At 61.5% G+C, this 20,561-nt stretch carries 21 protein-coding genes and 1 riboswitch; of the genes, 10 read left to right on the forward strand and 11 right to left on the reverse strand.

Annotated elements, in window-relative coordinates:
- Window positions 1-21 precede the first annotated feature (21 nt).
- The 4 genes from P775_RS16825 to P775_RS16840 all read left to right on the forward strand — a co-directional run bounded on the left by P775_RS16825 (window position 22) and on the right by P775_RS16840 (window position 2,956).
- Window positions 22-732: a DUF484 family protein gene (locus P775_RS16825; RefSeq protein ID WP_099912057.1), complete on the forward strand. Its 711-nt coding sequence runs from the start codon at window positions 22-24 to the stop codon at window positions 730-732.
- A complete protein-coding gene (locus P775_RS16830) occupies window positions 729-1,652 on the forward strand; it encodes a tyrosine recombinase XerC (protein ID WP_099912058.1) in 924 nt (307 codons plus the stop codon). The genes P775_RS16825 and P775_RS16830 overlap by 4 nt, the downstream gene beginning before the upstream one ends.
- Before the next feature lie 3 nt (window positions 1,653-1,655).
- Complete coding sequence (locus tag P775_RS16835; RefSeq protein WP_099912059.1) at window positions 1,656-2,276, forward strand: FMN-binding negative transcriptional regulator; 621 nt, start codon at window positions 1,656-1,658, stop codon at window positions 2,274-2,276.
- A gap of 74 nt (window positions 2,277-2,350) precedes the next feature.
- Window positions 2,351-2,956 (forward strand): glutathione S-transferase family protein, encoded by a 606-nt coding sequence (locus P775_RS16840; RefSeq protein ID WP_099912097.1) that lies wholly within the window; start codon window positions 2,351-2,353, stop codon window positions 2,954-2,956.
- 131 nt (window positions 2,957-3,087) lie between these two features.
- Here the strand turns inward: P775_RS16840 and P775_RS16845 are convergent, their stop codons facing one another.
- Entirely contained in the window at window positions 3,088-3,756 is a 669-nt protein-coding gene (locus tag P775_RS16845) for an outer membrane protein (RefSeq protein ID WP_099912060.1), read from the reverse strand.
- A gap of 239 nt (window positions 3,757-3,995) precedes the next feature.
- Here P775_RS16845 and petA point away from each other — a divergent pair, with 239 nt between their 5' ends.
- The 3 genes from petA to P775_RS16860 are packed head-to-tail and all read left to right on the forward strand — an operon-like array spanning window position 3,996 to window position 6,731.
- A complete protein-coding gene (petA, locus tag P775_RS16850; RefSeq protein WP_099912061.1) occupies window positions 3,996-4,559 on the forward strand; it encodes a ubiquinol-cytochrome c reductase iron-sulfur subunit in 564 nt (187 codons plus the stop codon).
- 11 nt (window positions 4,560-4,570) lie between these two features.
- A complete protein-coding gene (gene petB, locus P775_RS16855; RefSeq protein WP_099912062.1) occupies window positions 4,571-5,917 on the forward strand; it encodes a cytochrome b in 1,347 nt (448 codons plus the stop codon).
- A 19-nt stretch (window positions 5,918-5,936) separates the two neighbouring features.
- Complete coding sequence (locus tag P775_RS16860; RefSeq protein ID WP_099912063.1) at window positions 5,937-6,731, forward strand: cytochrome c1; 795 nt, start codon at window positions 5,937-5,939, stop codon at window positions 6,729-6,731.
- A 78-nt stretch (window positions 6,732-6,809) separates the two neighbouring features.
- On the opposite strand, the gene P775_RS16865 is transcribed toward P775_RS16860, so the two are convergent.
- The 3 genes from P775_RS16865 to P775_RS16875 are packed head-to-tail and all read right to left on the reverse strand — an operon-like array spanning window position 6,810 to window position 9,977.
- The gene (locus P775_RS16865; protein WP_099912064.1) at window positions 6,810-7,505 is read right to left on the reverse strand and encodes a thiamine ABC transporter ATP-binding protein; all 696 of its coding nucleotides are present in this window, start codon (window positions 7,503-7,505) and stop codon (window positions 6,810-6,812) included.
- Entirely contained in the window at window positions 7,492-9,021 is a 1,530-nt protein-coding gene (locus P775_RS16870; protein ID WP_099912065.1) for a thiamine/thiamine pyrophosphate ABC transporter permease ThiP, read from the reverse strand. Before P775_RS16870 ends, P775_RS16865 begins: the two co-directional genes overlap by 14 nt.
- Entirely contained in the window at window positions 8,997-9,977 is a 981-nt protein-coding gene (locus P775_RS16875; protein ID WP_099912066.1) for a thiamine ABC transporter substrate-binding protein, read from the reverse strand. The genes P775_RS16870 and P775_RS16875 overlap by 25 nt, the downstream gene beginning before the upstream one ends.
- A 38-nt stretch (window positions 9,978-10,015) precedes the next feature.
- Window positions 10,016-10,125: riboswitch (TPP riboswitch) on the reverse strand.
- A gap of 91 nt (window positions 10,126-10,216) precedes the next feature.
- On the opposite strand from P775_RS16875, the gene aroC reads away from it, so the two are divergent.
- Complete coding sequence (gene aroC, locus P775_RS16880; RefSeq protein WP_099912067.1) at window positions 10,217-11,317, forward strand: chorismate synthase; 1,101 nt, start codon at window positions 10,217-10,219, stop codon at window positions 11,315-11,317.
- A gap of 192 nt (window positions 11,318-11,509) precedes the next feature.
- Here the strand turns inward: aroC and P775_RS16885 are convergent, their stop codons facing one another.
- Window positions 11,510-12,379 (reverse strand): DMT family transporter, encoded by an 870-nt coding sequence (locus P775_RS16885; RefSeq protein ID WP_099912068.1) that lies wholly within the window; start codon window positions 12,377-12,379, stop codon window positions 11,510-11,512.
- A gap of 162 nt (window positions 12,380-12,541) precedes the next feature.
- Here P775_RS16885 and P775_RS16890 point away from each other — a divergent pair, with 162 nt between their 5' ends.
- Complete coding sequence (locus tag P775_RS16890; protein WP_143520939.1) at window positions 12,542-12,916, forward strand: pentapeptide repeat-containing protein; 375 nt, start codon at window positions 12,542-12,544, stop codon at window positions 12,914-12,916.
- 108 nt (window positions 12,917-13,024) lie between these two features.
- Here the strand turns inward: P775_RS16890 and P775_RS16895 are convergent, their stop codons facing one another.
- The 6 genes from P775_RS16895 to P775_RS16920 form a co-directional block, all read right to left on the reverse strand.
- Window positions 13,025-14,140 (reverse strand): site-specific DNA-methyltransferase, encoded by a 1,116-nt coding sequence (locus P775_RS16895; protein ID WP_099912069.1) that lies wholly within the window; start codon window positions 14,138-14,140, stop codon window positions 13,025-13,027.
- 102 nt (window positions 14,141-14,242) lie between these two features.
- Entirely contained in the window at window positions 14,243-14,866 is a 624-nt protein-coding gene (locus P775_RS16900; RefSeq protein WP_099912070.1) for a ribonuclease HII, read from the reverse strand.
- 63 nt (window positions 14,867-14,929) lie between these two features.
- Window positions 14,930-15,808, reverse strand: coding sequence for a PPC domain-containing DNA-binding protein (locus P775_RS16905; protein WP_180287478.1), 879 nt, complete (start codon window positions 15,806-15,808; stop codon window positions 14,930-14,932).
- Window positions 15,801-17,369, reverse strand: a complete 1,569-nt coding sequence (locus P775_RS16910; RefSeq protein WP_099912071.1) for an acyl-CoA synthetase — start codon at window positions 17,367-17,369, stop codon at window positions 15,801-15,803. Before P775_RS16910 ends, P775_RS16905 begins: the two co-directional genes overlap by 8 nt.
- The gene (locus P775_RS16915; RefSeq protein WP_099912072.1) at window positions 17,369-18,538 is read right to left on the reverse strand and encodes an acetyl-CoA acetyltransferase; all 1,170 of its coding nucleotides are present in this window, start codon (window positions 18,536-18,538) and stop codon (window positions 17,369-17,371) included. The genes P775_RS16910 and P775_RS16915 overlap by 1 nt, the downstream gene beginning before the upstream one ends.
- Window positions 18,535-19,404 carry an IclR family transcriptional regulator gene (locus tag P775_RS16920; protein WP_342749662.1) on the reverse strand — a complete coding sequence of 290 codons (870 nt, stop codon included), beginning with the start codon at window positions 19,402-19,404 and terminating at the stop codon, window positions 18,535-18,537. The genes P775_RS16915 and P775_RS16920 overlap by 4 nt, the downstream gene beginning before the upstream one ends.
- 97 nt (window positions 19,405-19,501) lie before the next feature.
- Here P775_RS16920 and P775_RS16925 point away from each other — a divergent pair, with 97 nt between their 5' ends.
- A complete protein-coding gene (locus P775_RS16925) occupies window positions 19,502-20,509 on the forward strand; it encodes a DctP family TRAP transporter solute-binding subunit (protein WP_245875733.1) in 1,008 nt (335 codons plus the stop codon).
- Window positions 20,510-20,561: the final 52 nt, after the last annotated feature.

A 20,561-nucleotide genomic window follows, 5' to 3' on the forward strand; every position in this document is an offset into this window, starting at 1 on the left:
GAACAAACAGACAGAGTTCCCATGAGCAGCAGTCCACGCATCGACGAAACCCTGCGCGACACCATCATCTCGCGCCCTGATGTTATCCTTGAAGATCAGGACCTTATGCGTGCCCTTATCGTCGCGAATGAACGATCTATGGGGGGCAACATCGTGGATCTGCGCGGCATCGCCATGGACCGGCTTGAAGCGCGGCTGGACCGGCTTGAGGACACTCACCGTTCGGTTATCGCCGCCGCGTACGAAAATCTGGCCGGAACCAATCAGGTTCACCGCGCCATCCTGCGCCTGCTTGATCAGGTTGAATTCGAACCCTTTCTCAAGGATCTGGGCGGTGATGTTGCCGAAATCCTGAACGTTGCTTCGGTGCGCCTCGTGCTCGAATCGGCGCAGAATGAAACGGACCCGGCGATCCGGCGCATGGGGACTGTCCTGTCGGTGGCCGAACCCGGTTTCATCAACATTTATCTTGCCGATGGCCGGATCGCTGCCCCGGTTCGTCAGATCACTTTGCGGCAGGTTCACCGCGCCGATCCGCAGATCTATGGCGATGCCGCCCCCAGCATTTACTCCGAGGCCTGCCTCAAGCTTGATTTCGGCCCGGGCCGTCTGCCGGGGCTTCTGGTGCTGGGCGCCAAGGACCCGCTGCAATTCTCGCCGCAACAGGGCACCGATCTACTGGCCTTTTTCGCGGGTGTGTTCGAACGCAGCATGCGCCGCTGGCTGTCTTGACCCTTGCCATTGCTCCGCAGGCGCGTGATGCGCTGGAAAACTGGCTGGCCGCCGCCCGGGCGCTGAACGGCGCGGCGGACAACACCCTGACCGCCTATCGCGCCGATGTGGTCGAATTCATCACTTTCATGACGCTGCACCATGGCGGGACCGAGGGCCTTGGCCCGCTGTCGCGACTGACCGTATCGGATATGCGTGCCTGGATGGCGCATGTGCGCGGTGGCGGCGCAGGATCGCGGTCCATGGCGCGCAAGCTGTCGGCGGTTAAATCCTTTTATCGCTGGCTGGCCGAGCGTGAGGGCTATGAACCCACTGTCGTCCTCTCCACCCGGACGCCCAAGTTCCAGAAGAAACTGCCGCGTCCCCTGTCCCAAGACGCCGCCCGCGCCATGATCGCCTCGGTCGAGAGTCAAAGTCTGACCGACTGGATTGGTCTGCGCGACGCTGCAGTCGTGACGCTGCTCTATGGCTGTGGTTTACGGATTTCCGAGGCGCTGAGCCTGACAGGTGGTGATCTGCCGCTGGGCGAGTCGCTGCGGATCACCGGCAAGGGTGGCAAGGAACGCATCGTACCGGTGCTGCCCGTCGCGCGCGCCGCCGTGGCGCGCTATATCACCGCCTGCCCTTACACTCCCGAACCGGACGCCGCCCTGTTTCGCGGTGCCCGCGGCCGAAAGCTGAACCCGCGCTTGATTCAGAAGGTGACCGAAAACGCCCGGATGCAGCTGGGCCTGCCCGCCACGGCGACGCCCCATGCCATGCGCCACAGCTTTGCCACGCATCTTTTGTCCGCCGGGGGGGATCTGCGGGCCATTCAGGAATTGCTGGGTCATGCGTCACTGTCCACGACGCAGGCCTATACCGCCGTTGACACCCTGCATCTGATGAAGGTCTATGAGGCAACGCACCCCAAGGCCTGACAAATGCACCCAAATCCCATATTTCACTCTGCCGATCACGCCAAGGACATCTCCCTAGCCCGTGACCGTGGCTTTGGCGTTCTGGCGGTCAGCACCGAAACGGTACCGCTGCTGTCACATATCCCGTTTCTGCTGGCCGAAGACGGCGGTCATGCCGATCTGCACCTTGTCCGATCGAATCCTATTGCGCGGCTGAAAGGCGCGCAGCAGGCAGTGATCGCGGTCAACGGGCCGGATGGCTATATCTCGCCAGACTGGTACGGTCTGACCGATCAGGTGCCGACCTGGAATTACGTCGCCGTGCATCTGACCGGCACTTTGGAACCGCTGCCCGACTCTGAGATGCGCGCCATGCTGGACCGCCAGTCAGAGGCCTATGAGGCACGGCTTGCGCCGAAACCGGTCTGGCAGACGCCCAAAATGACGCCCGAGGTTTTGGAGCGCATGCTGCGGATGATTCTGCCCTTCCGGCTGCATGTTCAACGGATCGACGCCACTTGGAAACTGGGACAGAACAAGGCCGACACCGCGAGGTTGGGCGCGGCTGAGGCGCTGCAGGAGTCCGGGATCGGAACGCAAACAAGCGCCCTGGCGGATCTGATGCGCGCGCCGCCCATGCTTTAGCTGCCGCCCCTTTCAAAGCACTGGTAAACTGCCTACCTGTCAGGAAAGACACCTGGTCGAAAGGACCCCAGATGATGAAGCTGCTCAGCTCTCCCGCCTCGCCCTTTGTGCGCAAGGTATTGATAACGCTGCATGAGACAGGTCAACTGGACGACGTCGAAGTCGTGCCGGTGTCCAACACGCCCATGGCCCCGAATGCAGCAGTGGCTGCGGCCAATCCGATGGGCAAGATTCCAGCACTGATCCGCGAAGACGGTCCAGCGCTCTATGACAGCCGCGTCATCTGTCGCTATCTGGATCACCGCGCCAAGGCGGGTCTTTACCCCGAAAACCGCATGTGGGATGTTTTGACGCTAGAGGCGACTGCCGATGGCATCATGGAAGCCGCGGTTCTGATGACATATGAAAAACGCCTGCGGCCCGAGGCACAGCAATCCCCGGACTGGATCGAGGCGCAATGGGTCAAGGTCGATCGTGCGCTGACGGCCGTCAATGCGTTGTGGATGAGCCATCTATATGGCAAGCTGGACATGGGACATATCGCGATTGGCGCTGCCCTTTCCTATGTGGATCTGCGCCACGATGCACGCAACTGGCGCGCGGGACGAGATGCGTTGGCCGTCTGGCACAAGGGCTTTTGCGAACGCCCATCAATGCAAGCGACACAACCTCCGGCATGATGCAGGCGACACGACCAAAGATGTGATGGCTTTGAGCCGCTGCACACGATGCTGGACAAAAAAGCCCGCCCGAAACCCGGGCGGGCGTTCAAACGATTACAGCTTCTGCGGGGGCATCGACACTCCTCAGATCAGAACTTCAGCGTCAGACCCACGTTCAGCGCGTTGGTCTTGATATTCGTCTCGAAAGTCCCGCCGTCTTCCAAATCGCCTTGGTTGTGCGAATATGTGAACTGGTATTCGCCGAACACTGCCACCCGCTCGCTCAGATCATAGCTTGCCCCGGCATAGAGCCGCGCCGCCGGACCGGCCAACTGATATTCAAAAGTCTCGGATCCGGAAAAAGTCGCGCCTTCGACATGCGGAATGGCAACACCCAGACCACCGCCCACATAGGGCGACAGGCCGCGCCACTGATTTTGCCAGCGACGGGTTGCGTTCGCGGTCAGAATGTTCAGACCGTCCGAGAATTCGAAATTCGAAAACCCGATCTTTGCCGCATCACCGTCATCCGCATAGACCTTGGTGTGGGTGAATTCGAGACCGAAACCGATTCGCTCGTTCTTCCACCAAGTGCCGCGAAGGCCATAGTAAGGGGGATTCGAGAAAGACTTGCCGTCCCAGCCGATCAGTCCGTTATAGCTGTCGCCAGTAAACGGCGCATCGCCCTTGAGCCTGCTGTGCGGAGCAGTTTGCCAACCTGTATAAAGAGATAGATCCATTTCCGCTGCGGCTGGACCAGCGAGAAATGCAATAGCTGTTGCGCCCAGAGCGCATTTTAGCAAAGTTCCATGTGTCATTGATATCATCCTTAAGACCTTGCGGCCATAACCTTGCGGTAATCGTCTCTTTCGGTGTCATATAACTCCTTAGCAGGCCTCACAACCGCGACACATCCGCGCTTTTCACAAACACGCGATTTTGAGTTCTGGACGCAACCGGGCGAGAACGCTAAATAGCCCAACGATGAGGCCATGCAATGACATGGCGGATCTTTTAGTCTCGGCCAGCCCAACGGCCCAGGAATGGAGTAAACCCCGTGTCACACGCAGACGATCACGCAGGCACCCGGAGAGATTTTCTCTACTACGCCACCGCAGGTGCCGGAGCCGTCGCCGCTGGCGCCGCCGTATGGCCGCTGGTGAACCAGATGAACCCTTCGGCGGACGTTCTCGCGCTCTCGTCGATCAGGGTCGACATCTCTGGCGTTGCCGAAGGCACCCAGCTCACGGTCAAATGGCTGGGCAAGCCGGTGTTCATTCGCCAGCGCACCGCCAAAGAAATCGAGGAAGGCCGCGCCGTTGCGCTGTCAGACCTCGTGGACCCGATCGCGCGCAACGAAAACCTTGCAGGAGAGGCTGAGGCAACCGATCAGAACCGCACTCTGGACGAAGAAGGCAAATGGCTCGTGATGATGGGTGTGTGCACCCATCTCGGCTGTGTGCCGCTGGGCAACAACTCCGGCGATTACGATGGCTGGTTCTGCCCATGCCATGGCTCGCATTACGACACGGCTGGCCGCATCCGCAGAGGGCCCGCTCCGCGCAACCTTCCGGTGCCCCCGGCAGAGTTTGCTGACGAATCCACGATCGTTCTCGGTTAAGGGAGAGAGAAATGGCTGGAATTCCACACGACCATTACGAACCGAAGACCGGCGGCGAAAAGTGGGTCCACTCGCGCCTGCCGATTATCGGTCTGCTGTACGACACCATCATGGCCCCCACACCCAAGAACCTGAACTGGATGTGGATCTGGGGTATCGTGCTGACCTTCACTCTGGTGCTGCAGATCGCCACCGGCATTTCGCTGGTGATGCATTACACGCCTGACACATCCATGGCCTTTGCCAGCGTCGAACACATCATGCGTGACGTGAACGGCGGCTGGGCCCTGCGTTACATGCATGCCAACGGCGCCTCGCTGTTCTTTGTGGCCGTCTATGCCCATATCTTCCGCGGGCTTTACTATGGTTCGTACAAGGCGCCGCGCGAGATCACCTGGATCATCGGCATGCTGATCTATCTTCTGATGATGGGCACCGCCTTCATGGGTTACGTTCTTCCCTGGGGCCAGATGTCCTTCTGGGGTGCAACGGTTATCACCGGCCTGTTCGGCGCGATCCCCTTCATCGGTGAGTCGATCCAGACATGGCTGCTGGGCGGACCGGCGGTCGACAACTACACGCTGACGCGCTTCTTCTCGCTGCACTACCTGTTCCCGTTCGTGATTGCCGGCCTCGTGATCGTCCACATCTGGGCCTTCCACAGCACCGGCAACAACAACCCGACGGGTGTTGAAGTGCGCCGGACGTCCAAGGCGGATGCGGACAAGGACACCCTGCCCTTCTGGCCCTATTTCGTGATCAAGGATCTTTTCGCGCTTGCAGTGATCCTGGCGATCTTCTTTGCGGTTGTCGGCTTCATGCCGAACTACCTTGGCCACCCCGACAACTATATCGAGGCGAACCCGCTGGCGACGCCTGCGCATATCGTGCCGGAATGGTATTTCCTGCCCTACTACGCGATCCTACGTGCCTTTACTGCCGACGTCTGGGTGGTTCAGATCGTTTCCTTCGTCACGGGCGGCATTGTCGATGCAAAGTTCTTTGGCGTGCTCGCGATGTTCGGCGCCATCGCCGTTATGGCCCTTGCCCCCTGGCTCGACACGTCGTCGGTCCGTTCGGGCAGGTACCGTCCGATGTTCAAGTGGTGGTTCGCCCTGCTCGTGATCGACTTCATCGTGCTGATGTGGGTCGGTTCGCAGCAGACCGTGTTCCCGTATGACTGGATCTCTCTGATCGCCGCAGCCTACTGGTTCGCCTACTTCCTAGTGATCCTGCCGCTGCTCGGCGTGATCGAAAAGCCGGTTGCACGGCCCGAGACCATCGAAGCCGATTTCGCCAGCCATTACGGCAAATCCTCCGACGCCGCTGGTACCACATCCGCGACCCCGGCAGAGTAAGAAGAAGGACCCTGAACCCATGTTCAAGAAACTTGCCCTGACCGCCGCATTGGCACTGGCTCTGACCTCCGGCGGTGCATTCGCCGCCGGAGAGGGGGGACATATCGAGGATTTCGATTTCTCCTTCGAAGGTCCGTTCGGCAGCTACGATCAGCAGCAGCTGCAGCGCGGCCTGCAGGTCTACACCGAGGTATGCTCCGCCTGCCACGGGTTGCGCTACGTACCCTTCCGCACGTTGTCGTCGGAATCCGGTCCCGGCATTCCGGAAGATCAGGTTCGCGCATATGCGGATCAGAACTTTCAGGTATTCGATGCGGAAATCGATGATTTGCGCAATGCCACACCTGCCGATAACTTCCCGCCAAACACCAGCCTCGGCGCGCCGGATCTGTCCATGATGGCCAAGGCTCGTGCGGGATTTCATGGCCCATACGGCACCGGTATCAACCAGTTCCTGAAGGGTATCGGCGGCCCGGAATACATCGCGTCGCTACTCACCGGCTATACCGGTGAGACCATCGAACAGGCCGGTACAGTCCTCTATGAAAACCATGCCTTCCCCAGCGGCTACATCTCCATGCCGCCGCCGCTTTCCGGCGATGACGTGGAATACGCCGACGGTCACGAATCCGATATGCACAATGAGGCAAAGGATGTCGCGGCCTTCCTTATGTGGGCGGCTGAACCCAAGATGATGGCGCGCAAGCAGGCTGGTTTTGTGGGTGTCGTGTTCCTGACGCTGCTTTCAGTGCTGCTGTATCTGACCAACAAGCGCATCTGGGCGCCGATCAAGGGCAAGAAAAAGCACGGATGATACGGCCCTTCCTGTAGAATAAGAAAGCCCCGCCAAACTGGTGGGGCTTTTTGCTGTGCTGCCTCTGTGATGAACGGACTATCCCAGATAGTCCCGCAATGCCTCTGGCGGATTGGCAAACAGCTCTGTCGTGTCCATTGGCGCAAAGGCCACCCCATCGGCCACCAGCACCACCCGTTCGGCAAAACGCCGCGCATCTGCAGGATCGTGGGTCACAAGGACGACCAACGCTTTGGCAGCACCGGCCACCTGCGTGACCAAGTCCAGCATCTCGACCTTGAGCGCGGGCCCCAGTGCCGCAAAGGGTTCGTCCAGCAGCAGCACCGGGCGATCCTGCACCAGCACCCGCGCCAGCGCCGCGCGGCTGTGTTGCCCGCCAGACAGGGCGCCGGGGCGTCGCGAGCCCATGCCCCGCAGCCCGACGCTGTGTAGCGCCAGCGCCATATGATCGTGGTCCGCCTCTGAAAGCCGCCCGCCGCCGGGCCGCAAGGCGAGGGCGAGGTTGCGTTCCACACTCAGATGCGGAAACAGGTTGTTGTCCTGAAACAACATGCCAACGGGCCTCTTGCCGGGAACGACAGAGGTCAGATCGTGGCCATCCCACTGAACCCTGCCCGCCTGCGGTGCGCGGAACCCGGCGATCACATCCAGCAGCGTCGATTTGCCAGCGCCGGACGGCCCGATCACCGCGATCCTTTCGCCCGGGCGTAGCGCCATATCCGCCGACAGGGTAAAATCCCCTTCGACAACTCTTATACCGTCAAGCCACAGCATCTACGCGCCCCCCTCTATCAAAAAGCCAGAAGAGCCCCAGACTGAGTAGCAGAAGCAAGAGCGCAGCGCCTGCGGCACCCTCCATCCGGTAGGCCCCCATAAGCTCGTAAACCTTCAGCGGCAGCGTCGCATGGTCCGGATCAGCGAACAGCGCAATCACCCCCAGATCCCCCATCGACAGCGCCACGGTCAGCCCCCCGGCAAATCCCAGGGGACGACGCAAACGTGGCACGAGCACCCAGCGTGCCCACGCACAGCCCGACAAACCCAGCGCGGCGCCAAGTCGGCCGTAATCGCGGCGTACGGCGTCCGCTTCGGGCCTCAGGATGCGTAGGGCAAAGGGCAGTGAGATCAGGGCATTCACCACACCCGTTACAACAAGTGCATGATCGAGCGGGTTCACGTAGGGCCGCAGGATCAGGAACAAGCCGGTCCCTAGCACCAGCGGCGATACGGCGATCCCGGCAATCCCCAGCAGCTCTCCGCCTCTTGTCGCAAGTGGCAGAGCCCAGATCAGGCAAAGCAGGGTTGAGCACAGGGCGACCAGCACGGAATGCCCCGCCGCCTGCCAGACAGACGGGCCCAGCGTCAAAAGCCCCGGAAGACCGCGCAGCACCACCATGAGCAGCGGCGTCAGCAGGAACAGCGCCACCAGTGCAATCCAGACCATATCCATGATCCGCGCAAACCCGCCGCCGTCCCAGCGCAGCACCACACGGTCCTGTCCTGCCCCGAACCCCGCGCCCGTGGACACCTGTAGCGCGATCAGCCCCGCCACCAGCGCCAGCCCCAGCTGGATCACCGCCAGCACGGACGCCCGCGCGAGATCAAAATCGAACCGCATCGCCTGATAGATCGCGAGTTCCACCGTCGTCGCCTTTGGCCCCCCGCCCAGCGTCAGGGCGATGGCAAACGACGACAGGCAGACCACGAAGATCACCGCAAACGCCCCCGGCGCAATGCGACCCAACATGGGCAGCTCCAGCACCCGGAACATCTGAGCGCCGGCCAGATCCATCGACGCGGCCAGCCGGAACCGCTCTGCCGGAATGGCAAGCCAGCCTTGCAGGATCATCCGCACCGCCAGCGGCAGATTGAAAAAGACATGCGCGATGACCACCCCGTGTAGGCCGTAGATCGTGACCTCGGGCAGGTCCATGGCCCGCAGCGCGGTGTTCACCAGCCCGGACTGCCCGAACACCGCAAGCAGGCCCAGCACGGCCACGATCACCGGCAGGATGAACGGCGCACCCAGCAGAGCCACCAGCGCGCCCCGCCCGACAAACTGTCGCCGCGCCAAGGCCCGCGCCACCGGCACGGCAAACAGCACCGACAGCCCGGCCGAGATGACCGCCTGTACCAGCGTGAAGCGGATGGCGTGCCAGTCACCGGGGGCCAGCGCCGACCACGCCGCCCCTCGCCAGATCACCGCCGCCACGGGGCCAAGCGTCAGCCCCGCAACCAGCAATCCCGCGATGACCGGGACAGGATTTACTGAGACAGCGCTGCGCGCCATGCTTCAATCGCCTTGTCCCGCAGCGCAGCGGCTTCGTCCTCGGAATAGAACAGCACCTTTTCCGGCAGGGCGAGTTCCTTGAATCCCTCGGGCCATTCACCCTGAGGCAAAGCCGCAGGAAAGGACCAGTTGCCGGTCGCGATCATGGTCTGAAAATCATGGCTCAGGGTGAAGGCCATGAACTGATCCGCCAGTTCCGGCTGATCTGTGCCCGCCACCTTGGCCGACAGTTCGACCATGAAGTAATGCCCCTCGGGGAAGATCACCGCCTTCTTGGTGCGGTCCTCCTCGGCGATGATGTGATAGGCGGGCGAGGTGGTGTAGGACAGCACCATATCCGCCTCACCATCGGTGAACAGGCCGTAGGATTCCGACCAGCCCTTGGTGACCGTCAGGATCTTCGGCGCGAGTTTTTCCCAGGCCGCCTGCGCGCCGTCGCCATAAATCGCCTGCACCCACAGAACCAGCGCAAGTCCGGTGATCGAGGTGCGCGGATCCTGAATGACGATCTTCAGATCGTCTGGCGCGTTCAGCAGAGCGTCAAAAGATGCGGGGGGCTCGGACAGGCGGTCGATATCATAGACAAACGCCGTATGGCTGTAGTCGTAAGGCAGAAACACCTCGTCCGTCCATTCGATCGGCAGGGTCAGCTTGTCCAGCGGCTGACCGTGCGGCGCGAACAGCCCGCTTTCGCGCGCCTTTTTCGTCACATCCGTGTTCAGACCAAAGACCACATCCGCATCGGTCCGCGCCCCTTCGAGCAGGATCCGCGGCAAGAGATCGCCGGGCTTGAACTGCAGATCGCAAGCGCATGTCGCCTCGAACATCTCTTCGATCTTTGGGCCAGGCCCCCATTCCGAGGTGATGTAATCGCCCGCATAGATGGTCAGAACAGGGGTTTGCGCCAGCGCGGAACTGGCCGTCATCAAAGCCGCTGCAACTGTAAGTGCCTTCATGGCATCCTCCAAGATTGCGACGGATGGGCAAAGTTGGAGTGCGACTTCCAGACCTTCCCTCCGCCGGTGTTAACCGGTTCAGGTTCAACGGGTTCGCTTGCGCATCTCAGCAGTGGAAACAGGTCCCAATGCACCCCGAGGTGAGGACACAGCTAGCGCTGCACCTGCGGGGCTTCAAGCGAAATCCCTTGAGACGTGGCGCGTGCTGTCCTAACACCCCCCAAACAGGAGCCAGTCACATGAGCCTCAACACCTTCGGCCACCTTTTCCGCGTCACCACCTGGGGCGAAAGCCACGGGCCTGCCCTTGGCGCCACTGTCGATGGCTGCCCCCCCGGCATCATGATCGACGAAGAGATGATTCAGCTCTGGCTCGACAAACGCAAACCGGGCACCAGCAAATACACCACCCAGCGCCGCGAACCCGATCAGGTCCGCATCCTTTCGGGCGTGTTCGAGGGGCAGACCACCGGCACACCGGTCCAGCTGATGATCGAAAACACCGATCATCGGTCCAAGGACTACGGCGATATCGCCGAGAAATTCCGCCCCGGACATGCCGACATCACCTATTGGCAGAAATACGGCATCCGCGATTATCGCGGCGGCGGGCGGTCATCGGCCCGTGAAACAGCGGCGCGCGTGGCCGCCGGCGGCCTCGCCCGTGCGGCGCTGCAGACCCTCGCGCCCGGGATCGAGATCCAAGGCTACATGACCCAGATGGGCCCGCATGGCATCACCGGTGAACGCGACGTGTCACAGATCGAGCAGAACCCGTTCTGGGTGCCCTCTGCCGAGACCGCGCAAACCTGGGCAGACTACCTCGAATCCCTGCGCAAATCCGGCAATTCCGTCGGCGCAATCATCGAGGTGGTGGCCCGTAACGTGCCCCCCGGCCTCGGTGCACCAGTCTATGGCAAGCTCGACACAGACCTTGCTGCCGCGATGATGTCGATCAATGCGGTCAAGGGAGTTGAAATCGGTGAAGGCATGGCTGCCGCGATGCTCACGGGCGAGGACAATGCCGACGAAATCTTCATGGGCAATGACGGCAGGCCGGTCTACAGCTCGAACCACGCGGGCGGCATCCTTGGCGGGATCTCGACCGGGCAGGATGTCGTCGTGCGCTTTGCGGTCAAACCCACCTCCTCGATCCTGAAACCGCGCCAGACCATCACCAAATCAGGTCAGGCGGCAGAGATCATCACCAAGGGCCGCCACGATCCCTGCGTCGGCATCCGCGCCGTCCCTGTGGGTGAGGCGATGATGGCCTGTGTGTTACTCGACCATCTGCTCCTGCACCGTGGCCAGATCGGCCAGAACCGTGGCAAGATCGGCTGAAGTCTGTTGCGCTCCATTGCATTCAGCAGTCGGCGCGAACGCATTTTCCTGTACCAGTGCGGCTTCCCGCAGCTTGATGAATGCAGGGCCATGCGCAGACGCGGCAGATCCTAAAACATCCCCGCATCATCTGCCCCAAAATATCCCGGGGTGAGGCCGCAGGCCGAGGGGCAGAGCCCCTCCTCTGCCCCCTCACACAACCCGCTGCTTGGACAGTTGCACCGCCAGAATGCCAAGCGCGATCACCAGAACGCCGATCACATCCCAGATCCCAAGCGCCTCGCCCAGCAGGGCCGCCGCGATGGCGACCCCAAAGAACGGATTTAGGAAATGGAAGGTCGCCGCCTTGACCGCGCCGATCCGCTCTACCAGCAGGAACCAGACCAGCGTCGCGACCACGCCAGGGATCAGCGTCGTGTACCAGAAGGCCCAGATCAGCCGCCAGGACCAGTCGACCTCAAAGCTCTCGAACACCACCGCCGGGCCGATCAGTGCCAAGGCGCCCACCAGCATCTGCAGCCCCACAACCATCATCACATTGCCCCTTGACGTCGCCCCACGTAGCGTCAGCGTGGCGGCTGCCAGCGACACGCCACCAAGGATGCACAGGGACAGCCCGAACAGATCCACCCCGCCGCTTATCCGGGCGCCCATGATCAGCACAACGCCCAGCAACCCGATAAGCAGCCCCGCTATCCCCATTGGCCCCAAACGGTCGCGGAACAATACCCACCCCGCCAGCGCCACCATCAGCGGCATGGTCGAGGCGATGATCGCGGCCAGCGACGCCTGCACTGTCTGCATCGCCACAAAGTTCAGTCCGAGATAAAGCGCATTCTGGCAAATGCCAAAGATCACCACCGACACCCACTGCTTGCGTGTCAGATGCCAGCTTTGCCCCATCATCTTGGCGATGACGATCGCGATGACCCCGGAAAACAGGAACCGCAGCGCCAGCGCATAGAGCGGCGGCGCCGCCACCACGATGATCCGCGCCGAGGTAAAGGCCGAGGACCACATCGCCGCAAAGGCCAGCCCCATGAGTATCGCGCGCAAGTCCATGATGTCTCCGTGAATGTTTGCACGCACCTGACCCCCTTGGCCCCGCAGGGTCAAGCAAGCGACCGGGAAAAGCCCGCAGACCTGGCGACAAAATTTCACAAGGTGCAAAGAACAGCCCGTGCTAAGCTCTCCCAAAAGCCAGAGCCAACGAGAGCGACTCAGATGAACGACACATCTTTTGACGGCCCCGATCTGCGCGACAGCCGCTATTCCCGTGCCGACATGACCCAAAGTCGGTTTGACGGCGTAAACCTGACCGGCGCGCAGGTCTTTGCCCACATGCCCGACGCGCGGTTCCGCAACTGTAATATGTCCGGCGCCCATTTTAGCGACGTCAACCTGTCGGAAACGGTCTTTGATGACGTCAATCTCTCACGCGCCAGCATCACCAATGCTACCCTCGAAGGTGCGCGGATATCAGATGTGTCGCTGCGCAACATGACCATCAACGGCGCTGACCTGACAGGGATGACCATCGACGGCCTTCTTGTCACCGACCTTCTCGCCGCCCATGCAAAGATGACATCCCGCGGCTGAGGCGGCCCCAGACCCAGAGCACAAAAAAACCCCGCCTGCGCACAGACGGGGCCAGTCGGCGCACAAGCCAGAGCCGAAGCGCGACGGTCCTCTAAACCGGGCTGCCCCTCAGTGCGGGCGCTCTTCCATCTCGGCGCGGATCTGCTGGCGCAGCACGTCGATCGGCACGACCTTACCATCGCGCTTGAAATGCCAGTAGGTCCAGCCGTTGCAGGACGGCGCGCCTTCAAGATGGGCGCCGACCTGATGGATCGACCCCTTGACATCATTGCCGATGAGCGTGCCATCGGCGCGCACCTTGGCCTTGTGCCGGTTGCCGAGGGAAAAAAGCTCTTCTCCGGGGCGCAGCATGCCGCGTTCGACCAGCTGACCAAAGGGCACACGCGGCTCGCTGCGCTTGGCGCGTGTCACCTCAAGCGCGGTCTTGTCGTATTTGCGCACATCCGCGATCCGGCGCGTCGCAACCTCGCGGTATGCAGCCTCACGCTCGATCCCGATCCAGTCGCGTCCCAGCATCTTGGCCACGGCGCCGGTGGTGCCAGTTCCAAAGAAGGGGTCAAGCACAACATCGCCCGGATTGGTCGATCCAACCAGAACCCGGTGCAGCAGCCCCTCCGGCTTTTGCGTCGGATGCGCCTTGTCGCCATTGGCATCCTTCAGACGCTCGCCGCCGTTGCAGATTGGCAGCACCCAGTCGCTGCGCATCTGGATACCTTCGTTCAGCGACTTCAACGCCTCGTAATTGAAGGTATACTTGCCGCCCTCACCCTTGGACGCCCAGATCATCGTCTCATGCGCGTTGGTAAAGCGCTTGCCACGGAAGTTCGGCATCGGGTTGGCCTTGCGCCAGACCACATCGTTCAGGATCCAGAAGCCTTCGTCCTGCAGCGCGGCACCGACGCGAAAGATGTTATGATAAGACCCGATGACCCAGATCGCGCCATTGGGTTTCAGCAGACGACGCGCCGCCTTGAGCCAGGCCTTGGTGAACTTGTCATAGACTTCGAAACTGGCAAACTGGTCCCAATGATCGTCCACCGCATCGACGCGGGAATTGTCCGGGCGGTGCAGGTCACCCTTCAATTGCAGGTTATAGGGGGGATCAGCAAAGATCAGATCAACAGACGCCTCTGGCAGACTGTTCATAACGTCAATGCAGTCCCCGTCCAGAATAGTGTTAAGCGGGAGCGCAGACGCGCTGGTGATCTTGGTCATTTTTGTCATGTCTCTGCCTCTGCCACCGGCGCATTGTCGCGCTCATTGGTTGAGACAAAGATGATTCATTGGTGATTCGGGGTCAATTTGTTTTTTGAATCAGAGGGTTAACTATTCCGCTTGATACAAGATGTTGTGGACAGGTTTGAACGAACGTCTATGGTGTGGGGTGACACCTAGTTTTTTCAGGGCCTCTCGATGCTTTTTCGAGGGATATCCCATGTTTGTTTCCCAACCGTAGCCCGGAAAGTGTTGCGCCAAATCCCACATGACGCGGTCTCGTGCTGTTTTTGCCACGATCGACGCCGCCGCAATAGACACAGACCGGGCGTCACCACCCACCACCGCTGTTGCGGGCAATTTGAGCCCTCGTGGAATAAGATTGCCATCCACCAGCACATGATCGGGCCGAACAGTGAGCGCAGCAATCGCCCGCTCCATCGCGAGATGACTGGCGCGCAGAATATTCAAAGAGTCAATCTCTTCGACACTCGCCTCACCTATGCCAACCTGAGCAACCTCAAGGATCTGCGCGCAAAGCACATCGCGCCTTCGGGCTGTCAGTTTCTTTGAATCGTTCAGACCTTCGGGAATGTGGGCCGGATCCAGCCAGACCGCCGCCGCCATAACAGGCCCGGCCAGCGGTCCACGCCCCACCTCGTCCACACCAATGACGCAGGCGGCGCCGTCGGCCTGCAAAGTCTCTTCGAGCGTGTAATCAGGGAATACTATCATACCACTTTGAAGCGCCCGGCGCGGAAATTTGCAAGGGTTGCCTGCGCGGAGGGCACAAATCTGCTATGCCGACTTGGGGGCATCCGCTCTGTGACCTTCGCAAAACGCGCCTGATTGATCGCCCACCAACAAAAGCTCGAATGTCACGCAAATCGTGTTGCGTGATCGGGCCAAGGGTCCCTCGGCATAGGGGCCATCAAAGCCAACGCACGCTGCCTCAAGCGCCACTCCTGACTGGGTCAGGCGGCCCTTGGTCAAAAGCACCTCGGTCGCGTAACTGCTGATTCCATCGCCTGTGGCAAACTCTGTTCCGATCAGACTGCCAATGCCATGAATCGCAGCGCTTTCCAGCCCAGCTTGCCCAGCTATAGCTACCAAGGCATCATCGATCACCGCGTTTGGTCGTGCGATCGCCAGCACGGCATTGGGCCCTGCGATCTCGCTCGTCTTGACGGGGCGAAACAGCAAAAACTGTGTTTCTGAATCCTGCGCGCTCTCCAGATGCGCGCCCGTGATCAGCAGGACATCCACATTCACCGCGTGATCAAGGACGGTATCCTCGCTGAAAAGGTGGCCCATGTGCAGGGCGCCGTCGCGATCCGCCCAGATCCCATGGACATGTGCAAACGGCGCACCATCGCGGCGCCCGAGGTGCACACCGGCGCGGATGATCCGCGCGTCATAAAGCGTGGTCATCGCGCTGTACCACGCCACATGCCCGTCCCCGGGCGCCGGCGCGGGGCGCACAAAGGACAGCTTGGCGACAGTCAGGTCCGACAGGTCAAACCAGGCCGCAGCCCCGTCCACGGCCGCTGTCATGGCCTGCAACAAGGGCACTCCGGCAGAAAGAGTGACCTTTTTGCGCGTCACGCGGCAAGGCACCGCACTGATCCTGTCGGTGGCCACCGGGCCGGGGTGGGTGATCTGACGCAGCTCAGACATCGGCTAGGTCACCCCGGGCGTCCAGTTCGGCGCGGATCATCTTTTTGGTGATCTTGCCATAAGCCGATTTGGGCATTTCATCCCAGAACACCACCTTCTTGGGCATCTTGTAGCGTGGCAGGCGCGTACCCAGCCAGCTCAGCAGCACATCTGCATCTGGCGCTGTGCCACGGGCGACGCAAACGGCAATGCCCACCTCACCCCACAGGGCATCCGGCACGCCCAGCACGGCTGTTTCAGAGATATCGGGATGCAGCAGGATCTTTTCCTCGATCTCGCGCGGGTAGATGTTCGACCCGCCCGAGATATACATGTCCGACGCGCGCCCGGTCAGATACACGAACCCTTCGGCATCCATATGACCCAGATCCCCGGTAAGGAACCAGCCGTCTCGAAAGCTCTTTGCATTGGCCTCGGGGTTGTTGTGATAGCCGGCAAAGACGGCGGGGCCTATGACGGCAATCTCGCCCGTCTCCCCCGGTGCGCATTCCTGACCCGCGGCATCCTGCACCTGGACCTGCATGCCCGTCCGAGCAAACCCGCAGGTGCCGAGGCGCATGGCAGCGTCGTCTGCGGAATGGTGCACCGGCGGCAGGACGGTTATGTTGCCCGTCACTTCCCCCAGGCCAAAATACTGTACCAGAACCGGCCCCAGCACGTTCAGCGCACGTACCTGATCAGCTCGGTACATCGGAGCGCCGGCGTAGATCACGTAGCGCAGGCTGGAATGATCATAGATGTGGACAGCGTCGTGTTCGACCAGCATCTTGACGATGGTCGGCACGGTAAAGATGTTGGTGACGCGCCACTGAGCGACCAGCCGCCAGATCTCGTCCGGGTCAAAGCGCGTTCCGGCGGGCAGGATCGTTTTCACCCCATGCGCCACCTGCGTCAGCTGGTGAATGCCCGCCCCATGCGACAGCGGCGCCACCACGATGGAAGCATCAGACGGGCCTGTGCTTGGCATCAGATCACAGAGGTGGTTTGTCACGACAAATGCCATCTGCCCATGGGTCAGAACCGCAGCCTTTGGCTTGCCCGTGGTGCCGGAGGTGAAGAAGAACCACGCGGGATCGTCGCGATCCACAGCGGCGGTTTCGACCTCGCCCCCCTGATGCGCCGCGACAAGGGCGTCGTAGTCATCCGCCCCCCCGCCGCCGATGGTGATGGTAAAGGCAACTGCACCACCGCATGCGGCTATGTGGTCAGTGAATTCCGCCCCCACCAGCAGGACCCTTGCGCCAGAGGAACTGGCGAGCCACGCCACCTCCTCCGGCGTCTGGCGGAAGTTTGCGGGCACCCAGACGCAGCCAAGTTTCCAGCAGGCAAAGGCCGCTTCGAACATCTGATTGCAATTGGCCGACTGGACAAGCAGGCGCTCGCCCTTCTGGACCCCATAACGGTCCCGAAGGGCGGTGGCAAAGGCGGTGGCGCGCGCTTCGATCTGTGCCCAGCTCCACTGTGCCGCGCCCCACACAAGGCCGATGTCATCAGGGTGACGCCGCGCGCTTTCGGTCAGGAAATGCGACAGGTTCATCACCCGGGTCGAAACGGGCTGCATCACGACACCCGTTCGAGGATCGAGGTATAATTGGCCACTGCCGCGCCCCCCATGTTGAACACACCGGCCAAGGTGGCATCCGCGATCTGCATATCCCCCGCTTCGCCCATCAGCTGCATCGCGGCCATGATGTGCATCGACACACCCGTCGCGCCAATCGGATGCCCCTTGGATTTCAGCCCGCCTGAGGCATTCACCGGCAGACGACCATCCTTGGCGGTCCAGCCTTCGCGGATTGCACGGCCACCCTGCCCCGGTTCAGCCAGCCCCATCGCTTCGTATTCCAGAAGCTCGGCAATTGTGAAGCAATCGTGGGTTTCCACAAGGCTGAGGTCGTTGACGCCTAGTCCGGCGGTGGCATAGGCGGCGTCCCAGGCGCGGCGAGCGCCGTCAAAGCGGGTCACGTCGCGGCGCGACAGGGCCAACGGTTCGTTGGCATGGGTGCGGGCGCGAAAGGCGATGGCGCGGTGCAGATCGGCGGCCACCTCGGGTGCGGCCAGAACCAGCGCCGCCGCGCCGTCCGAGACCAGCGAACAGTCGGTGCGGCGCAGGGGGCCTGCGACATAGGGGTTCTTGTCAGACACCGCGTTACAGAAATCAAAGCCGAAATCACGGCGCATATGGGAAAAGGGGTTGGCCATGCCGTTGGCGTGGTTCTTGGCGGCGATCATGGCCAACTCTTCGGACTTGTCTCCGTATTTCTGGAAATAGCTGGCGGCAATGTTGCCGAAGAGACCGGCAAAGCCGCCGCCCACGCCGGATTCTTCGCGCCGGTAAGAGGCCCCGAGCAGGATTTCACCCACTTCGGCATTGGACGTTGCCGTCATCTTTTCGGCGCCGACTACCAGCGCAATCTTGCCCCGCCCGCTGGCGATGAAATCCATCGCACCGTGCAGCGCGGCAGAGCCGGTGGCGCAGGCGTTTTCATAGCGGGTCGCTGGCACGCGCGCGAGCCGTTCGTCACCCATGCCCACAAGGGCGCCCTGAAAGTCCTGATCCGAAAAGCCGTTGTTGAACACGCCGACAAAAATGCCATCGAGATCCTCGGGGGCGACCCCGGCGTGGTCTAGCGCAGGCCCGGTCACCCCAGCCATCAAGGTTTCTGTGTCAGGTGCTTCTGCCTTACCAAAGGTACCGTGTGCCCAGCCTACGATATTGGGATCCGTCATGTCATATCCTCCTGTGATGGGGGGCGGGTCATGCGCCGCGCCAGTCTTTTTTCAATGTCTACCGCTTCGCGCGTCAGCATCGCGGCAAGCTCTTGGTCGCGGGGCGGCTGCATACGGCTTTCGATCGCCGCAATCGACAGCGCCCCCGCAACCGTGCCATCGACGCGCCGTATGGCGACGCCCACGCCCCAGCTGCCCGCCACCACCCGGCCGGGGTTCAGCGCAAAACCGCGCGTGCGGGTCTCAAAAACCTCGCAGCGCAAGATGTCCGCGTCGAGGCCCGGATATTCCGCAGTGCGCTGGCGCGCACCGTCGGCTAGCGCCGTCTCGACCTCTTCATCCGGCAGGGCAGCGAGGATCGCCAGAGCCCCGGCTCCAACACCCAGGGGATGTTGCGCCCCGGCGGTCAGCGCGTGGGTACGGATCGGGAAAGCCCCTTCCTCGCGGTGCAGACAGACCGCCGTGGCGCCGCGGCGCATGTTCACAAAAGCAGTATCGCCACTGTCCCGGGCCAGCCGCACCACGGCATCGGCCGCGATTTCGAGCAAGCCATGGCGCGGGGTGGCGAGCGTGCCCAGCACATAGCTTTCCTCACCCGGGTGGTAGAGGCGGGTTTGGCTGTCCTGTTCGATGAGGCCGCCGCGTATCAGCGCGAGCATCAGCCGTCGCACGGTCGGCTTACCAAGTCCTGATTGTTCAATGAGGCGGGTTAGGGAAACGCCCTGGGATCCCGCGCGCCCGGCGATGCTGAGTAACCCAATTGCGCGGTCAACGGCCTGTGTTCCGTTGGCGGATGACGCTTCATCCGGGCTGTTCACAATGTGGACCAAAATCTTAAACCTCTCAGGATTGAGGGTTGCTATCACCCCAGAACCTGCGGAGTTCCGACAGGATTACAAGAATTTTCTTGTCCTGTGGCGGAAATTCTGTTCCATATCCTGCACTGTTAGGGGAGGAAAGTATATGAATATGGTTCTCAAGACCACTTTGGCCGCAATGCTGGCCACAACCATCTTGTCGGGCGCAGCCCTTGCAGAGACGCTGCGCCTGTCTCACAATACGGGCGACACCACGACCTGGCAAAAGGGTGCCGACAAGTTCGGCGAGCTTCTGGCCGAAAAGACCGGTGGCAAATTCGACGTCCGCGTGTTTCCGAATGCGCAGCTGTCCGGCGGCGACCAGATGCGTCAGGCCGAAATGGTGGGCCGTGGCGCGCTGGATCTGGTTGTGACCTCTGCGATCAACGTGACGCCGCTGGTGCCCGAAATGGCTGTGTTTTCGCTGCCCTATCTCTACGCGGGCTATGATCAGGTGGATGCCACGACCCAAGGCCCGGCGGCGGATATGCTTGAAGAGATCCTGCGCGACAAGGGGATCGAGGTTCTGGCCTGGGGCGAAAACGGCTTTCGCGAAGTGACCAACAATGTCCGCCCGGTGAAATCACCCGAGGACATGAAGGGTCTCAACATGCGCGTTGCCGGGCCGATGTATATTGACGTGATGAACGCGCTTGGCGCCAACCCGCAGCAGATGCAGTGGGGCGAGACGATGACCGCGCTGCAGCAGGGTGTGGTGGACGGTCAGGAAAACCCGATCGGCGCCGTGATCATTCCGCAGCAGGTCTATGAAGTGCAGAAGTATCTGACGACCTGGCATTATTCCTATGACCCGATCTTCCTTGGCGTGTCTAAAAAGCGCTGGGATTCGCTCGACAGTGAAACGCAGAACCAGATGCGCGCCGCCGCAGAAGAGGCGATGGCCTATCAGCGCGAGATCACCCGCAAGGGCACCGCCGATGGCGTCGCCTTCCTGCGCGACAAGGGGATGGAGGTCTATGAGCCCTCTGAAGCAGAGCTGCAGGCGTTCCGAGAGGCAACGCAGCCGGCGTTTGACGAATGGGCAGGCAAGGTCGGCACAGATATCGTCGGCGCCTTCCGCAAAGCCATCGACGAAACCGGTCAGGGCAGCTGAACCAGACTGGCGCGGCCCTGCTACGGGCCGCGCCCACTCGGGAGGAGAACAC

Origin of the sequence: Puniceibacterium antarcticum, assembly GCF_002760615.1 — a bacterium.
Taxonomy (GTDB): Bacteria; Pseudomonadota; Alphaproteobacteria; order Rhodobacterales; family Rhodobacteraceae; genus Puniceibacterium; species Puniceibacterium antarcticum.